The organism is Thalassotalea litorea (assembly GCF_043642205.1).
Lineage (GTDB): Bacteria > Pseudomonadota > Gammaproteobacteria > Enterobacterales > Alteromonadaceae > Thalassotalea_A > Thalassotalea_A litorea.
The window spans coordinates 147,546-163,038 of the sequence record NZ_JBHZSG010000003.1; the positions used below are offsets into that span (position 1 = coordinate 147,546).

General features: G+C 44.3%; 20 protein-coding genes. 12 read left to right on the top strand and 8 right to left on the bottom strand.

Translation table 11 applies throughout. From position 1 onward, the window contains the following. Window positions 1-50: 50 nt before the first annotated feature. The 8 genes from murA to ACHUFQ_RS02710 form a co-directional block, all read right to left on the bottom strand. On the bottom strand, window positions 51-1,316 hold the full coding sequence (gene murA, locus ACHUFQ_RS02675) for a UDP-N-acetylglucosamine 1-carboxyvinyltransferase (protein ID WP_394172719.1): 1,266 nt from the start codon (window positions 1,314-1,316) through the stop codon (window positions 51-53). A gap of 24 nt (window positions 1,317-1,340) precedes the next feature. Next, complete coding sequence (locus ACHUFQ_RS02680) at window positions 1,341-1,598, bottom strand: BolA family protein (protein ID WP_394172721.1); 258 nt, start codon at window positions 1,596-1,598, stop codon at window positions 1,341-1,343. Window positions 1,599-1,613: 15 nt separating this feature from the next. After that, window positions 1,614-1,925: an STAS domain-containing protein gene (locus tag ACHUFQ_RS02685; RefSeq protein ID WP_394172723.1), complete on the bottom strand. Its 312-nt coding sequence runs from the start codon at window positions 1,923-1,925 to the stop codon at window positions 1,614-1,616. Next, complete coding sequence (locus tag ACHUFQ_RS02690) at window positions 1,925-2,602, bottom strand: ABC transporter substrate-binding protein (protein WP_394172724.1); 678 nt, start codon at window positions 2,600-2,602, stop codon at window positions 1,925-1,927. The genes ACHUFQ_RS02685 and ACHUFQ_RS02690 overlap by 1 nt, the downstream gene beginning before the upstream one ends. A gap of 9 nt (window positions 2,603-2,611) precedes the next feature. Continuing rightward, window positions 2,612-3,088, bottom strand: a complete 477-nt coding sequence (gene mlaD / locus ACHUFQ_RS02695; protein ID WP_394172726.1) for an outer membrane lipid asymmetry maintenance protein MlaD — start codon at window positions 3,086-3,088, stop codon at window positions 2,612-2,614. Window positions 3,089-3,146: 58 nt separating this feature from the next. Beyond that, window positions 3,147-3,926, bottom strand: coding sequence for a lipid asymmetry maintenance ABC transporter permease subunit MlaE (gene mlaE / locus ACHUFQ_RS02700; RefSeq protein WP_394172728.1), 780 nt, complete (start codon window positions 3,924-3,926; stop codon window positions 3,147-3,149). 2 nt (window positions 3,927-3,928) lie between these two features. After that, window positions 3,929-4,726 carry a phospholipid ABC transporter ATP-binding protein MlaF gene (gene mlaF, locus ACHUFQ_RS02705; protein WP_394172729.1) on the bottom strand — a complete coding sequence of 266 codons (798 nt, stop codon included), beginning with the start codon at window positions 4,724-4,726 and terminating at the stop codon, window positions 3,929-3,931. 359 nt (window positions 4,727-5,085) lie between these two features. Further along, on the bottom strand, window positions 5,086-5,847 hold the full coding sequence (locus tag ACHUFQ_RS02710) for an outer membrane protein OmpK (protein ID WP_394172731.1): 762 nt from the start codon (window positions 5,845-5,847) through the stop codon (window positions 5,086-5,088). A gap of 282 nt (window positions 5,848-6,129) precedes the next feature. Between ACHUFQ_RS02710 and ACHUFQ_RS02715 the strand changes: the two genes are divergently transcribed. The 12 genes from ACHUFQ_RS02715 to mgtE all read left to right on the top strand — a co-directional run bounded on the left by ACHUFQ_RS02715 (window position 6,130) and on the right by mgtE (window position 15,493). Further along, window positions 6,130-7,107, top strand: a complete 978-nt coding sequence (locus ACHUFQ_RS02715; RefSeq protein ID WP_394172733.1) for a calcium/sodium antiporter — start codon at window positions 6,130-6,132, stop codon at window positions 7,105-7,107. Window positions 7,108-7,131: 24 nt separating this feature from the next. Then, window positions 7,132-8,106: a KpsF/GutQ family sugar-phosphate isomerase gene (locus tag ACHUFQ_RS02720; RefSeq protein ID WP_394172735.1), complete on the top strand. Its 975-nt coding sequence runs from the start codon at window positions 7,132-7,134 to the stop codon at window positions 8,104-8,106. 2 nt (window positions 8,107-8,108) lie between these two features. Further along, on the top strand, window positions 8,109-8,669 hold the full coding sequence (kdsC, locus tag ACHUFQ_RS02725) for a 3-deoxy-manno-octulosonate-8-phosphatase KdsC (protein ID WP_394172736.1): 561 nt from the start codon (window positions 8,109-8,111) through the stop codon (window positions 8,667-8,669). After that, window positions 8,666-9,226, top strand: coding sequence for an LPS export ABC transporter periplasmic protein LptC (gene lptC, locus ACHUFQ_RS02730; RefSeq protein ID WP_394172738.1), 561 nt, complete (start codon window positions 8,666-8,668; stop codon window positions 9,224-9,226). Before kdsC ends, lptC begins: the two co-directional genes overlap by 4 nt. A gap of 19 nt (window positions 9,227-9,245) precedes the next feature. Beyond that, window positions 9,246-9,794: a lipopolysaccharide transport periplasmic protein LptA gene (gene lptA / locus ACHUFQ_RS02735; RefSeq protein WP_394172740.1), complete on the top strand. Its 549-nt coding sequence runs from the start codon at window positions 9,246-9,248 to the stop codon at window positions 9,792-9,794. 1 nt (window position 9,795) lies between these two features. Next, window positions 9,796-10,524 carry an LPS export ABC transporter ATP-binding protein gene (gene lptB / locus ACHUFQ_RS02740; protein WP_394172742.1) on the top strand — a complete coding sequence of 243 codons (729 nt, stop codon included), beginning with the start codon at window positions 9,796-9,798 and terminating at the stop codon, window positions 10,522-10,524. A gap of 49 nt (window positions 10,525-10,573) precedes the next feature. Then, the gene (locus ACHUFQ_RS02745; RefSeq protein ID WP_394172744.1) at window positions 10,574-12,049 is read left to right on the top strand and encodes an RNA polymerase factor sigma-54; all 1,476 of its coding nucleotides are present in this window, start codon (window positions 10,574-10,576) and stop codon (window positions 12,047-12,049) included. A gap of 28 nt (window positions 12,050-12,077) precedes the next feature. Then, the gene (gene hpf, locus ACHUFQ_RS02750; RefSeq protein WP_394172746.1) at window positions 12,078-12,365 is read left to right on the top strand and encodes a ribosome hibernation promoting factor; all 288 of its coding nucleotides are present in this window, start codon (window positions 12,078-12,080) and stop codon (window positions 12,363-12,365) included. A 13-nt stretch (window positions 12,366-12,378) separates the two neighbouring features. Next, on the top strand, window positions 12,379-12,834 hold the full coding sequence (gene ptsN / locus ACHUFQ_RS02755; protein ID WP_394172747.1) for a PTS IIA-like nitrogen regulatory protein PtsN: 456 nt from the start codon (window positions 12,379-12,381) through the stop codon (window positions 12,832-12,834). Between the two features lie 10 nt (window positions 12,835-12,844). Further along, complete coding sequence (rapZ, locus tag ACHUFQ_RS02760; RefSeq protein WP_394172749.1) at window positions 12,845-13,693, top strand: RNase adapter RapZ; 849 nt, start codon at window positions 12,845-12,847, stop codon at window positions 13,691-13,693. Further along, window positions 13,690-13,965, top strand: a complete 276-nt coding sequence (locus ACHUFQ_RS02765) for an HPr family phosphocarrier protein (protein WP_394172750.1) — start codon at window positions 13,690-13,692, stop codon at window positions 13,963-13,965. The genes rapZ and ACHUFQ_RS02765 overlap by 4 nt, the downstream gene beginning before the upstream one ends. A 169-nt stretch (window positions 13,966-14,134) precedes the next feature. After that, window positions 14,135-15,493, top strand: coding sequence for a magnesium transporter (mgtE, locus tag ACHUFQ_RS02770; protein ID WP_394172752.1), 1,359 nt, complete (start codon window positions 14,135-14,137; stop codon window positions 15,491-15,493).

Genomic DNA, 15,493 nt, shown 5'->3' on the forward strand with positions numbered 1-15,493 from the left:
AAGGCGTATTCTATAAGAATACGCCTTTTGTTTAGGGGTCACGTATACGATTACGCAGGTTTATCGAAACGGGTAATATCTGCGCCAAGTTTTTGTAACTTGTCTTCGATATGCTGATAGCCTCGATCTATATGATAGATGCGATCAACGATGGTCTCGCCTTGAGCCACCAAGCCAGCAATCACTAAACTTGCTGATGCACGTAAATCCGTGGCCATCACCTGAGCACCGTTTAACGTATCAACGCCAACTGAAATTGCGGTGTTGCCTTCCAGTTTCATATCGGCTCCCATACGCTGCAACTCAGGCACATGCATAAACCGATTTTCGAAAATCGTTTCTGTGGTCGTTGCCGTACCTTCAGCAATCGCATTTAAGGTAACAAACTGTGCTTGCATATCCGTTGGAAAAGCTGGGTGCGGTGCTGTGCGGATATTTACCGCCTGTGGACGTCCAGTCATTTCCAATTCAATCCAGTCATCACCGGTTGTTACGTTTGCGCCTGCTTCCAGCAGTTTACTGATTACCGCTTCTAATGCACTTGGATCTGTATTCAAACAACGGATTTTTCCACCAGTAACGGCTGCTGCCACTAAAAAAGTTCCGGTTTCAATACGATCAGGCATTACTGGATAATCCGCACCCTTTAAAGACTCAACACCTTCAATGGTCAGGGTATCTGTACCTGCGCCGGAGATTTTCGCTCCCATTAAATTCAAGAAGTTTGCTAAATCAACGATTTCAGGTTCGCGGGCTGCATTTTCCAGAACTGTTGTACCTTCCGCTAACGCTGCAGCCATCATCAGATTTTCTGTGCCAGTAACACTTACTGCATCCATAAAGAACCTTGCACCTTGCAAGCGTCCTTCTTTGCGAGCAATGATATAGCCATTTTCAACGCTAATATCGGCACCCATGGCTTTTAAGCCCTGAATGTGTAGGTCTACCGGTCGAGCGCCAATAGCACAGCCACCTGGCAGAGAAACCTCAGCATGACCAAATCTTGCCAGTAACGGCCCCAAAACCAGTATCGACGCACGCATGGTTTTCACGAGCTCATAAGGCGCTAGGCAATTATTGATTCCGCTGGCGTCAATAGACACACTATTGTCCGAAGACCAATCAACACTCGCCCCTAATTCGGCTAAAAGCTTAAGGGTGGTATTAATATCATTAAGACGAGGAACGTTGCTAACCTGCAAAGGAGTTTCCGCAAGGATAGTGGCAAATAAAATGGGTAAAGCGGCATTTTTTGCGCCTGATATGGTAACGTCCCCATGTAATTCGTTACCGCTGTGAATTCGAAATGCTTGCACAGTAATTCTTCTTTTCAGGTTAACTTATGACGGTAGTATAAATTTCTTTTCCCGCTGCCATTGGCTGTTGGTAAAAGTTTTTATACTGACGGCGTGGATTTGGCCCTGGTTGATGGCCTCGGTTAAGGGGGCGTATACAGTTTGCTGCTTTTTAACCCTGCTCATTTCTTCAAACGAATCAGATACGGCGATAATGCTGCATTGTGAACCATCAAAGGTCACACGCAAATCATCCAGGGTTAAAGCATCATTTAAAATTTTTTCGATATCGGCGGCTTGCAATGTCCTTCTCCAATATTAATTCTTAACAATCGGCAATAGCTGCTCGACACGGCTTAGTCTGGCGAGTTTAACCAATTCTTCGGGGGGATTGGAATAGCTAATTTCAAATTGTTTTTCCCCCGCTAATTCTATGAGCGCCAACAACCATCCAATACCCGCAGTGTCAACCTTCTTTAAGGCTTTAAGATCAACACGTTGTTGATTGGACACTAGAATTGAAAGAAAGTTTTTCTGTTGTTTTCCGACAATAGATTTTCTGGTTAGCTCACCGGACAATTCAACTTTTTTCGGGTCAATCCGAGCAATGGTAAGCGCAGCGCTGGTCATTACTTATCAATTCCTATTTCTTTCATCACGTCGTCTTTACCATTTTTCTTAAAGACGATGTCGCGTTTACTTTTTTCACGGAGCATTTCAGTTACCTGCGGCACCCCATTTTGCGCCAAAATACTGCGTAACTCTTTTTGTTTTGCGTCCAGTAAACTTACGCCTTCAGCAACCAAATCAAACGCCTGCCATTCGTTGGTTTTGGTGTTTTTGCGAACCTTAAACTTCAGATTGATTGGCGGCCGGTTGCCGTCAATTACATCTACTCCCACCATAACAATTTTTTCTTTATCAAAATCTTTGGCTGGCTCAAATTCAATTTTTTGATTGTCATATAAGGTGAACACCTGGGCATAAGAGGTGATCAAATACTCGCGAAAGGCCACCACAAATTCTTGAATTTCTTCTCGACTTGCGTCTTTTCGATAGTTGCCAAGCACTTTCAATGCCGCATATTGATAAAAGACATACGGCATTAACTCTTCACGAACGATGCCCTTTAACAAGTTTGGATTTGCTTTAATCTGCTGCTCTTCCCGGGCAAAGCGATCAAATGTTATCTGCGAGACTTCTTTAATCATCACATATGGATCTTCCATGCTTACATCAGATGCAAATACATTACTGCAAAATAATAACGTACCGAAAAATACCGCTTTCATTGAAATGGATTTCATTATGACCCCTTAATCGTCGCTTCCCTGACTAAATAAAAATTGACCAATCATCTCTTCTAACACTAAGGCAGACTTAGTATCTTCAATATAATCACCCGGTTCTAATGTGCCAATGCCTAAGTCTTCATCGATAAACCCAGGTTCTAATCCGAGATACTGTTCTCCTAACAACCCTGCCGTTAAAATTGACAGCGATGACGCTTCGGAAAAACCTTCATATTGGGAATAAATACTTAAAGTGACAATTGGCATAAAGTCATCATCATCCAGTGCTATTTTTTCGACCCGACCAACAATCACGCCACCAACTTTAATCGGTGAACGTACTTTCAAACCACCGATATTGTCGAATTTAGCATATAGATTATAGGTTTGACCATTTCCTTGAATTCCGGCATCAGCCACTTTCAGTGCCAACATTAAAATCGCTGCGATGCCAATCGCAACAAAAATACCAACCATTAATTCAATTTTCTTAGACACCATGTCAATTCACCAATTTTCCTAATTTACGTCAGGCCTAAGCCAAATAATCACTCTAAGTTTAGCTAGTAAACATTAGCGCGGTTAAAATAAAGTCCAGTCCAAGCACCAATAAAGAAGCCTGCACCACCGTTGCCGTAGTCGCTCTACTGATACCTTCAGACGTCGGCACACAATCATAGCCTTTGTAAACGGCAATCCAGGTAACCACAAAAGCAAAGACTATCGATTTAATCACACCGTTGAGAACGTCTTGTTGCCAGTCAACCTGTGCCTGCATTACAGACCAAAACGTGCCGCTATCAACACCCAGCCAGTCTACCCCCACCAAGTGAGCACCCAAGATACCAACGGCGGAAAATATCGCTGCTAACAATGGCAGACTAATAAAGCCCGCCCAAAATCTAGGGGCAATAATTTGCCGTAGTGGGTCGACCGCCATCATTTCAAGACTGCTTAATTGTTCTGTCGCCTTCATCAGGCCAATTTCAGCCGTAAGCGCGGAACCGGCTCGACCAGCAAATAATAAAGCCGCCACAACCGGGCCTAACTCTCGCAATAACGATAACGCCACCATAGGTCCAAGGCTTGCTTCAGCGCCATAGCCCACCAAAATAGTATATCCCTGTAGCGCCAAAACCATGCCTATAAAGGTACCGGATACGACTATGATAACCAGTGATAATACGCCCACGGAATAAAGCTGTGTCATTAACAAAGGCAAGCCTTTTCGGGGGGAAGGCCAATGCAATAAAGCGGAAAACAACATTAACATTGCTCGCCCAAGACCTGCGACTAAAGCAATGGTGTTGCGACCTAATCGCTGAAAATAATCTAACATCCTTATTTTCCTATTAACTGCTTGGCATACGGTTGCGCGGGGTAATGAAAGGGCACCGGACCATCATCTTCCCCTTTAATGAACTGTTGCACCAAAGGCGATTGCTGTTGGCGAATTTCTTCTGCTGTGCCTTCACCAATGATTCTCTGTTCAGCAATTATATAAATGTAATCGGCAATACTCATCACCTCTTTAACATCATGAGAAACGACAACGGACGTTAACCCCAGAGCGTCATTGAGGTCGCGGATAAGACGCACGATGACGCCCATTGATATCGGGTCTTGGCCCGCAAAGGGCTCGTCATACATAATCAATTCTGGATCCAGCGCGATCGCTCTGGCTAAGGCGGCGCGGCGCGCCATACCGCCGGACAATTCAGATGGTTTTAACTTCATGGCTCCACGCAAGCCAACAACTTCCAACTTCATCATCACCATTTTGGCGACGATGTCTTCAGGAAGTTTGCTATGTTCACGAATTGGAAAAGCGACATTATCGAATACTGTCATATCGGTAAAGAGTGCACCGGATTGAAACAGCATACTCATGCGTTTACGGGTTTCATAAAGATCGCTGCGTGAAAGTTGGTGAATATTCTCGCCAGCAAACTCGATACTACCGCTCGAAGGTGTTAATTGGCCACCAATAAGCTTTAGCAAGGTTGTCTTACCGATTCCGCTTGGCCCCATAATCGCCGTAACTTTGCCTTTCGGGATCGTCAAATTTATGCCGTTGTAAATACAGCGTTGATCGCGATAAAACGCCAAGTCTTTAATATTTACCAGATTATCCGTCATAAGGTACTGAGATTCATTCTCATTTTCCGTTTTATAAGCTAAAGAATTCTACCTGAGGTAGGCCTGTGTTGCAGCTATATTTCGTAATTAATTGTTAATACTATAGTTCGTTAAATTCGAATCATTAGATCACGATTGCACAAACTATCTTTCAAAACTTTAAAGAAAATGCGCAACATATCGCTTCGCAATTATCGATTATGCTTAATTTAGGTGGCAAAAATTTCCGATTTGGTTTGTTCGAATGTGGCAATGATTACCGCGTTTTTCAGCCCCAGCCCCTGGCAGTTAACGCGTTAATGGAAAAATTCAGGGGGAAGTGAACGTAGCTGATGAAATGACTAAATAATAGGTAACCGTTAAAAATGAGCACCAATCCGCCAGATTATCGCATCGCCATAATCGTCAACTCCCAGCTTATTGGAAAAGTATCGGTACTGGACACCGACATAGACGTGTTTAGAAAGATCATACCAAAGTGCAATGGCACCATTTAAGCCCGTGTCACCATTTTGATAATTGGCATACTCATCATTGCGGGCAAATTCAAATTCATTCCAGTTGGTGTACATAAAATCCGCTGAACCTATCGAGAAAAAGCCACCAAGATTCCATCCCAGCATACCGCCATTAAAGCCAGAGATGTTATCGCCGAAAGGGTCATTGAACGGTGATGTGACATGATGAAAACCCAAAAACGGTTTAAACCAGAAAGTCTTTGAAGCGATACCAAGGTAACCAAGGCCTAATAAGCGGTTTTGTTCATCAACATAGCCGCCGGATTCCGAATAATCATAAACCTGGCCATACACCGTCCAATTGTCCGCTACCCGATAGTGTGCACTTACCTTGAAAGCCTGAGAGCGAACGTCTGCTGATTTATCCAGCTTTTCTGCTTCCATAAAGCCATAGGCTTCCCCCCAATCAAAGGTTACACCAGCTTCGATTCCCCAGGTTACATGATCATCTCTATCTTCACTAACATCTATGCCATTGTAGCCTTGTGTGCCTTGTTTCCAGGACAGGTAGTCAAAATAGGTATTGGCAAAACCGAATTGATAGTCGGCATGTACCGCGCTAGAAAGCAGAACAGACGTTAGCAAAAGTAGGATTCTTAACATGTCACACCCAAAACAAGGTTATTTTTTCTCACATCTGCAGCATCAATGCGAGGTTCTTTATGATGTTGAAGTCGCCGGCATTTTCAATAGGCGATAATTTGGTACAACAGGTTAGAGTAATAGTAGCCCTATTTATGAACATTCAGGCTAGAACCAACGACTTAGAGGTTAAATTTCGTACATTTTGTCGTTCCCATATGATTTTTGTACTTTTTATCGGGATAAGACTTTTCATTTCCATCCTGACAAGCGACAATTTACCCAGCGAATATGGAGTACTGAATGTTCACAGAAATACTAATTTTAATTGTCTCTTTGATTTTTTTGGTCTGGAGTGCCGATAAATTTGTTTATGGTGCGGCAGCCGTAGCCAGAAACCTTGGCATAGCCCCGATGATTATCGGTTTGACCATCGTTGCCATGGGCTCTTCTGCGCCAGAGATGGTCGTTGCAGCAACCGCAGCCTTGCAAGGCGCTCCGAATACTGCCATTGGCAATGCAATCGGTTCTAATATCACCAATATTGCATTAGTTTTAGGCATAACCGCAATCTTCAAACCTCTTCTCGTCCAATCTTCAACAATTAAACGAGAAATCCCGCTGCTATTGATTGTCACATTTATCGCCAGCGTTATGCTTTATAACCTGCAATTTAGCTTTGCCGAAGGTGTAGCTTTGTTAATCGGTTTTATTCTATTTATCACGGTTTTGATTGTTATTTCGCTGCGGCAAAGTAAAGAAGAGCGGGAAAAGGATCCTATGCTCAGCGAAGCAGTCTCAGAAATTCCCGAAGATGTCAGTACATCAGCAGCCATTATCTGGTTATTGGTGGGTATGGCGTTGTTACCCCTTAGCGCAAATTTTCTGGTGGAGTCTGCCACCGCGATTGCCAAAGATTTTGGGGTGAGCGATTTGGTCATCGGCCTTACCATTATTGCCATAGGAACGAGTTTGCCCGAACTGGCTGCTAGTGTTGTAAGTATTATCAAAAAAGAAGATGATTTAGCCCTGGGTAATATTATAGGCTCCAACATATTCAATATCCTTGCGGTATTGGCTATCCCGGGATTACTGGCTCCAGGGCCAGTTGATGCTCAGGTGGCAAGCCGGGATGTTCCCTACATGATGGGACTTACCCTGCTGTTGTTCTTCCTTTGCTTTAGCTTACGAGGTAAATTTAGTATTCGTCGCATCGAAGGCGGTATACTTGTTGTGGCGTTTATATTCTATCAATATCTGATTTTCTCTCAGATGGTGTAGATTATGAGGCAAAAAGGAACCGATATGACCTCACTCAAAGATTTTAAAAAACTGGCGAAACAGGTTATCGATATCGAACAACAAGCGATCGCGAATCTGGAACAATACATTGACGATAACTTTGCCAGCGCCTGCCAGATGATATTTAACGCAACCGGACGCGTTATTGTTATTGGTATGGGTAAATCTGGCCACATTGGTGGGAAAATCGCTGCAACCCTGGCAAGCACAGGGACACCAGCGTTTTTTGTGCACCCTGGTGAGGCCAGTCACGGTGATTTAGGCATGATTACCAGCGAAGATGTTGTGTTGGCGATCTCCAATTCTGGTCGCACTAACGAAGTCCTGGCGATCATGCCGGTTTTAAAGCGAATTGGCTGTCAAATTATCGCCATGACATCGGATATCACATCGACCCTGGCGACATTGAGTGATATCCATATCTGCATTAATGTCCCCAAGGAAGCCTGCCCTTTAGGTCTGGCACCGACTTCAAGCACCACGGCAACGTTGGTAATGGGGGATGCCCTTGCCGTAGCATTGCTAAATGCCAAAGGGTTTAGCGCGGATGATTTTGCGTTATCTCACCCAGGTGGCAGCTTAGGCAAGAAACTCTTGCTGCGTTTAGAAGATATAATGCACCGCAACGAACGCTTGCCTGTGGTGTCAAAAGACGCCACGATAAAAGATGCGCTACTGGAAATGTCTGAAAAAGGACTTGGCATGACTGCGATAGTCAATAACCAGGGTCAGTTGTGCGGACTCTTTACCGATGGCGATCTCAGACGTATCCTCGACACTGAAGTTAACATACATCGGGGCAGTATCGGTCAGGTAATGACGGCAAACCCTATTGTTGCTAACCCTACCATGCTAGCCGCACAAGCATTGAAATTAATGGAAGATAAAAGCATAAACGGGCTCATTATCGTCGACGAAAATCAAATACCAATCGGAGCGATGAACATGCATGATATTTTAAAAGCAGGAGTGCTATAACCATGAGTAACCCCCAAACCACTACGTTGTATGGTGACGTCGATAGCGCATTATTAGAAATTGCGAGTAATATTAAACTATTGGTCTGTGACATTGATGGCGTATTTTCTGACGGTCGAATCTACCTGGGCAATGATGGCGAAGAATTGAAAACCTTTAACACCAAGGATGGCTTTGGAATTAAGGCGTTGCAAAGAGCCGGTGTTGAAGTGGCGATTATTACCGGACGACGCTCCAATATTGTGACAAATCGAATGACCAGCTTAGGTGTAAAACACATGGTTCAGGGCGAAGAAGATAAACTACCGGCAATGAAAACGATTATGCAAACCTGTGGTGTCGATTTTCATCAGGTCGCCTATATTGGCGATGATGTACCGGACTTGCCTTGTATTCAAAAAGCAGCATTAGGCGTTGCCGTTCAGGACGCCCACCCATTGGTTTCTCGCAACGCTAATTACATTACGTTTTTGCCCGGCGGAAGCGGTGCGGTTCGTGAATTATGCGATCTTATTATGCAGGCAAAAGGCGTAACTGCATCTGTAGTAGGAAAAAGTCAATGACACGCTTGCATGCCATTTCAACCGTTATATTCGTTGTCGCCCTTGGTGTATACGGATATATGCAATGGCAGAATGCGAATATGCTCGATGCGTTAATGGCATCAGACGAAGAAAAACCAGAATTTATCGCTAACGATTTACAAACCAGTAAATTTGATCAGGATGGTAATTTAAGCCACACCATTTATGCTGAGCAAATGAGTCATTATAGCGGCGCTGCAGAAACGATTTTTAAGCATCCTTCTTATACCTTATATCCAAATGATGGCACCAGTGCTTGGAATATTTCAGCAAATGAAGGTAAGTTAATCGCTAATAAAGAGCTGATTCTGGAGCGCAGAGTGCGGGCAGTTGCCGAGCAAACCGATAACTTTATTTCAGAAATTCATTCAAAAGCGTTACAGTTAGATTTAATAGAAAACACAATACGTACCGATCAAACCATAATGATCAAAGGCCGAGACTTTACCATGTACGGTTCCGGGCTATTCGTCGATATCGACACTACCAAGATGACAATAAATGAACATGTGCAAACCATCTATAAAAACCCATAAATCATTGGCTTGCCTATTAGTGAGCCTTTCTTTATGGCTACCTACTGCAACCGCGGCACAATCTGATTTCGAGCAGGAAGTAGTCATTCAGGCCAAGCGTCAGGCAAGTGATTTGAAAAATAAAATTGCCAGCTACCTTGATGATGTAAAAATTACCCAGGGGAGTCTGACGATTACCGCCGATGTCGTACAGGTGATTAACGATCCAAAAACCCAGGGGAAGAGTTATCAAGCTAAAGGCAAACCAGCATATTTTAGCCAACGCCTTGATGATGGTAAGTTGGTAGAGATTCAAGCCCAGGAAATCACCTACACACCACTTAACAATACGTTAGTGATAAAGGGAAATGCTAAGGTCAGTCAGGAAGGCAGTCAGGTGCAAGGCGATATTATTACCTATAACATGGTAACCGAACAGTTAACCGCTGAAAGTCTTGATGATAGTGATATCGTGACGACGATTATTCAACCGCAGAAAAAAGCAGATAAAAATTCAGACGCTGAAAACAACGATCCGCAAAACGACACGGAAGAACAACCAGAACCTGAGCAAGGCAAGGAGCAATAATTTGGCGAACAGACTTGAAGCCCGTCATCTGGCCAAATCCTATAAAAACCGTAAGGTTGTAAAAGATGTTAGTTTGGGCGTAAGTGCCGGACAGGTTGTCGGTTTACTAGGCCCGAACGGCGCCGGAAAAACCACATCATTTTATATGATCGTTGGTCTGGTACCCAGTGATTCGGGCACCGTCACTCTTGATGATGAAGATCTGACGTTACTGCCTATGCATGAACGTGCGCGTCAGGGTATTGGTTATTTGCCCCAGGAAGCGTCAATATTCCGAAAACTTTCAGTTCGTGACAATATTATGGCCATTTTACAAACCCGTAAAGACTTGGATCATGAAGGCCGCGAAGAAAAACTGGCAAGTCTGGTTGAAGAGTTTAATATAGGCCATATTGTTGATAATACAGGACAAAGCCTGTCTGGTGGAGAGCGACGCCGAGTCGAAATTGCTCGTGCATTAGCCGCCGATCCACATTTTATTTTACTGGACGAACCTTTCGCCGGGGTTGATCCGATATCGGTGAGTGATATCAAAAAAATCATTTTACACCTTAAACAACGTGGTATCGGGGTATTAATAACCGATCACAATGTGCGTGAAACGCTTGACGTTTGTGAGCACGCCTACATTGTTAGCCGTGGCGAGCTTATTGCCGAAGGAAGTGCTGAACAGGTATTGAGTAATCAGCAAGTCCGTGATGTCTATCTAGGTGAGAAATTCACGCTATAGTTAAATACGGAAGACAACAATTTTGATAACTGGAAGTAAGTAAACGCTGATGCGACCAAGTCTTCAGCTCCGTATGGGGCAACACTTAACCATGACGCCGCAATTGCAACAAGCGATAAAGCTGTTGCAACTATCGACGCTTGATTTACAACAGGAAATTCAGGAAGCCCTGGACAGTAATCCTTTATTGGAAGTAGACGATCCTACCCTAAACGGCAATGATGATATTAAGGCAGATAATAACCTTGAAGCCATAGAATCTGCCGGCAATGAAGTGCAGGCCAGTAGCAGTGACGAAATATCCACCAGCGATGCATTACAAACCGAGAATATCCCCGAAGAGTTATCAACAGATTCACAATGGGAAGATTCCTACAGCGCTTCAGTATCTTCGAGTATTTCTCATGGCGCTGACGATAGCTACGTGTTTCAGGGAGAAACGAAAGATACGATTCAGGACCATTTGCTATGGCAAATGGAGCTGACCCCATTTTCAGAAACGGATCAGTCGATCGCCATTGCTATTATTGATGCGATTGATGATAAAGGCTACCTCACCATCAGTGCAGAAGACGTTTTAGAAAGTCTGGGCAATGACGACGTTGAATTAGATGAAGTAGAAGCCGTATTAAAACGCATCAATATGTTCGATCCTATCGGTGTAGGCGCGCGTTCTATTGCCGAATGCCTGCTAATACAGCTAAATCAATTTGCCGAAGATACGCCTTACCTCAAAGAAGCAAAAATCTTAATTGAGCGCCATATCGATTTATTAGCAATTCGTGATTTTCGGCAAATCATGCGTAAAACTCGCCTAAAGGAACCGCAATTAAAAGAAGCGATGCGCTTAATTCACTCTCTGAATCCTCGCCCCGGTGATGTCATTAATGAAAGTGATGACCAATATGTCATCCCCGATGTCAGCGTCTTTAAAAAAGGTGGCCGCTGGGTCGTCGAACTAAATGCCGACAGTGCGCCAAAATTAGCGATTAATGACCAATATGCGGCGCTTGCCCGCTCTTCATCAAGCAGTGACAGTCAGTTTATCCGTTCCCACTTACAAGAAGCTAAGTGGTTTATTAAAAGTCTTGAAAGTCGTAATGAGACGTTACTGAAAGTATCCAATTGTATCGTCCAGCAGCAACAGGCTTTCTTTGAATACGGACCTGAGGCTATGCGACCTATGGTTCTCAATGATATTGCCGAAGCCGTCGACATGCACGAATCGACGATTTCCCGTGTCACTACGCAAAAATATATGCACACGCCCCGGGGAATTTTTGAATTAAAATATTTCTTTTCCAGCCATGTCAGTACTGAGAATGGCGGTGAGTGTTCATCCACAGCGATCAGAGCACTGATCAAGAAAATGGTGGATGCAGAAATACCAAGTAAGCCACTTAGCGATAGTAAAATTGCAGATTTGCTCGCCGACCAAGGCATCAATGTTGCACGGAGAACTATCGCAAAATACCGGGAATCATTGGCTATCCCACCCTCTAACCAGAGGAAAAGCTTACTTTAACAGCCAAACGCGTTCTGAGGAGCCAAAAATGCAAATTAATTTGTCAGGTCATCATGTTGAGATTACGGACTCTTTAAAAGGATTTGTGGATACTAAATTTGAAAAGCTAGAGCGACACTTTGATCACATAAACAACGTCTATGTGGTGCTGACGGTTGAGAAACTGCAGCAAATCGCCGAAGCCACTGTCAATATAAATGGCGGTGAAATTCATGCCTCCTCGGAACATCAGGACATGTATGCAGCAATTGATGGTCTAATCGACAAACTGGATCGTCAGGTGATTAAGCATAAAGAGAAAATATCCCAACATTAGCTACCATGTATCAATGAAATTAGAACAATTATTATCTCCGGACTGCACCGTATGTGCAGTACCGGGTACCAGTAAAAAGGGTGTGCTACAACAGATTAGTCGAATTGCGGCCAATGCGTTTAAAAATGCCACAGAAAAAGAGCTGCTCAATGCGCTGGTTGCCCGGGAAAAGCTTTCCAGCACCGGTATCGGTAAAGGTATCGCGATTCCCCATGGCCGACTTTTAGATCACCAACAGATTATTGCGGTATTAATCACCACCGAACAACCGGTGTCTTTTGATGCGATAGACGACCAACCGGTCGATATTTTTTTCGCATTATTCGTACCCGAAGATCATTGTCAGCAGCATTTACAAACCCTGGCTGCGATTGCGGCATTTTTAGGCGACAAGACAAACGCCAAACGGTTGCGTAAATGTAAAAGTTCCGAGCAGCTGTTTGAGATAGCTACGGCCTCACAAGACTAAGGAAAGTCCTATGAAACTTATCATTGTCAGCGGCCGTTCAGGATCAGGTAAATCCGTCGCATTGCGCGTGCTCGAAGATCTTGGTTATTACTGTGTCGATAACATCCCGGTAAATTTACTGCCCGCATTAACCCACACCGTGATTAACGACTATGACAAAGTCGCAGTGTCACTCGATGTTCGAAACCTGCCTAATAATCCAGAAGATGCCCGGGAAATTATCAATTACCTGCCCAATACCGTAGAGCTTAATGTGCTTTACCTGGATGCCGATGACGATGAATTAATTCGCCGTTATAGTGAAACCCGTCGATTGCACCCGTTAATCAAAAAAGATATGGCTCTGGATCAGGCTATCAAAATGGAAAAGACTCTGCTTGAGCCCGTCGCAGAGCGCACCGACCTTTACATCGACACCTCCATGCTAACGCCTCATCAATTAGCCGATATCGTTCGTGAACGTGTGTTAGGCTCAAAAACCGGCAGTATGGTCATTGTGTTTGAGTCCTTTGGCTTTAAAAATGGTGTGCCCAATGATGCCGATTTTGTTTTTGATGGCCGTTTTTTACCCAATCCGTTCTGGGAGCAGGAATTAAAACATAAAACCGGCACCGATCAGGAAGTACAGGATTTTTTCGCCAGTCAGCCCATCGTTACCAAATTTATCTGGCAAATTAATAGCTTCCTGATGACCTGGCTACCTCACCTGGAGCGCAATAACCGTACCTATCTGACTATCGCAATTGGTTGCACGGGCGGCCAGCACCGCAGCGTTTACATCGCGGAAACATTGGCCAAACATTTCGACAAACAAGAAAATGACGTGCAGATCCGTCACCGGGATCTTGATAACACATGAGTAAAGTTCAACAAAAAGTCACCATAGTTAATAAACTTGGGTTGCACGCTCGAGCGGCCACCAAACTGGCAAAACTTACCCAAAAATTTAATGCCGCCATTACCTTACAACTAGATGAGAAGCACGCCCAGGCAGATTCCATAATGGCGTTAATGTTATTGACCGGCAGTCAGGGAAAAGAAGTGCTGGTTAGTGCCGACGGTGACGATGCCGAATCGGCATTAGAAGCGGTTTGCCAGTTATTCAGTGACCGATTCGACGAACCCGAGTAAGCATCGTTCAAAACCGAGATTAGGGGAGATAATTTTCCTCTGACCAGGTGATAAAAAAGCTGAACATTTTATTAACATAAGATACACTTGCGAATAATTCTTAAAGGTTTTCGGCCAGTTACCTATTGGTAAGAAAACTAACTGCTTTAACCGCGGCTCAGGGTGATTCATGCCGGAAACTTCAGAGCAAGATTTTAGTCAACAACGTTTTTCGGAAATTAATACCGCATTACAAAGCGGTATGTTTGTATATGTCCGCAAAATGTTCCAGACTATGCCCGCGTACGATATAGCTCTGCTGCTGGAATCCTCAACGTCAAAATCCCGTAACCTTTTATGGCAACTTGTTGATCCTGATTTACACGGTGAAATCCTCGAAGAGCTATCGGAAGAGGTACGTAAAGGCATACTGAAAAGTATGGACCCTGAAAAGGTCGCTGCGGTTGCCGAGGGTATGGATATTGATGATTTGGCTGAGGTTTTACGTACCCTGCCGGATGCCGTATATCAAGAAGTTCTGGGATCGATGGATTCTCAAGACAGGGCCCGGGTAGAGCAAGCGCTGTCTTACGAAGAAGATACCGCCGGCGGTATCATGAATACCGATACCATAACCTTGCGCCCGGATGTCACCATCGACGTGATACTTCGCTATCTGCGTCTGAAGGGGGAACTGCCTGAAGCGACCGATTCCTTTTATGTCGTATCCCGCAATGATAAGTTTATTGGTTCGGTGTCATTAGCGGATCTTGTTACCGCTCGCCCGGAACAGACCATAGCAGAAATCACCGATTACAATACCATCCCGGTTCAGGTAAACATGCCTGATACCGAAGTGGCTACCTTATTTGAACGTTATGACTGGTTTTCGGCGCCGGTACTTGATGAAGACGGTCATCTGCTTGGTCGTATCACCATCGATGATGTGATTGATATCATTCGTGAAGATGCTGAGCACTCCATGTTGAGTATGGCCGGTTTAGATGATGAAGCAGATACCTTTGCGCCGGTTTTAAAAAGTACCCGACAACGCTCCGTTTGGTTAGGTGTCAATATGGTTACTGCATTATTGGCCGTAGCCGTGTCTTCAATGTTTGAAGGCATTTTGTCACAAATGGCAATTTTGGCGGTTTTGAACACCTTAGTGCCGAGTATGGGGGGTGTCGCCGGTGGTCAAACATTAACCCTGGTTATCCGCGGTATGGCATTAGGTCATATCGGCGATAGTAATGCCCGCAGTATCTTTACCAAAGAGCTGGCTATCGGCTTTTTAAATGGTTTGATTTGGGCAATTCTGGTCGCGGGTATCGTCGCTATCTGGAAACAGGATCTTGTGCTGGGAGGGATTATTGCGTTTGCAATGCTGATGAATCTGACTGCCGCAGGTATCGCCGGAGTATCAGTGCCAATTCTGTTAAAGCGGATGAACATTGATCCTGCGCTGGCCGGTAGCGTGATTTTAACGACCGTTACCGATGTGGTTGGTATTTTTGCATTCCTTGGCACCGCAACCTTACTGCTAAGCTAG

Bases quoted from the DNA above. Each gene is read 5' to 3' on its own strand.
- ACHUFQ_RS02685 (WP_394172723.1), bottom strand. From the start codon at position 1,925: ATGACCAGCGCTGCGCTTACCATTGCTCGGATTGACCCGAAAAAAGTT.
- ACHUFQ_RS02690 (WP_394172724.1), bottom strand. From the start codon at position 2,602: ATGAAATCCATTTCAATGAAAGCGGTATTTTTCGGTACGTTATTATTT.
- mlaD (WP_394172726.1), bottom strand. From the start codon at position 3,088: ATGGTGTCTAAGAAAATTGAATTAATGGTTGGTATTTTTGTTGCGATT.
- mlaE (WP_394172728.1), bottom strand. From the start codon at position 3,926: ATGTTAGATTATTTTCAGCGATTAGGTCGCAACACCATTGCTTTAGTC.
- mlaF (WP_394172729.1), bottom strand. From the start codon at position 4,726: ATGACGGATAATCTGGTAAATATTAAAGACTTGGCGTTTTATCGCGAT.
- ACHUFQ_RS02710 (WP_394172731.1), bottom strand. From the start codon at position 5,847: ATGTTAAGAATCCTACTTTTGCTAACGTCTGTTCTGCTTTCTAGCGCG.
- ACHUFQ_RS02715 (WP_394172733.1), top strand. From the start codon at position 6,130: ATGTTCACAGAAATACTAATTTTAATTGTCTCTTTGATTTTTTTGGTC.
- ACHUFQ_RS02720 (WP_394172735.1), top strand. From the start codon at position 7,132: ATGACCTCACTCAAAGATTTTAAAAAACTGGCGAAACAGGTTATCGAT.
- kdsC (WP_394172736.1), top strand. From the start codon at position 8,109: ATGAGTAACCCCCAAACCACTACGTTGTATGGTGACGTCGATAGCGCA.
- lptC (WP_394172738.1), top strand. From the start codon at position 8,666: ATGACACGCTTGCATGCCATTTCAACCGTTATATTCGTTGTCGCCCTT.
- ACHUFQ_RS02745 (WP_394172744.1), top strand. From the start codon at position 10,574: ATGCGACCAAGTCTTCAGCTCCGTATGGGGCAACACTTAACCATGACG.
- hpf (WP_394172746.1), top strand. From the start codon at position 12,078: ATGCAAATTAATTTGTCAGGTCATCATGTTGAGATTACGGACTCTTTA.
- ptsN (WP_394172747.1), top strand. From the start codon at position 12,379: ATGAAATTAGAACAATTATTATCTCCGGACTGCACCGTATGTGCAGTA.
- rapZ (WP_394172749.1), top strand. From the start codon at position 12,845: ATGAAACTTATCATTGTCAGCGGCCGTTCAGGATCAGGTAAATCCGTC.
- ACHUFQ_RS02765 (WP_394172750.1), top strand. From the start codon at position 13,690: ATGAGTAAAGTTCAACAAAAAGTCACCATAGTTAATAAACTTGGGTTG.
- mgtE (WP_394172752.1), top strand. From the start codon at position 14,135: ATGCCGGAAACTTCAGAGCAAGATTTTAGTCAACAACGTTTTTCGGAA.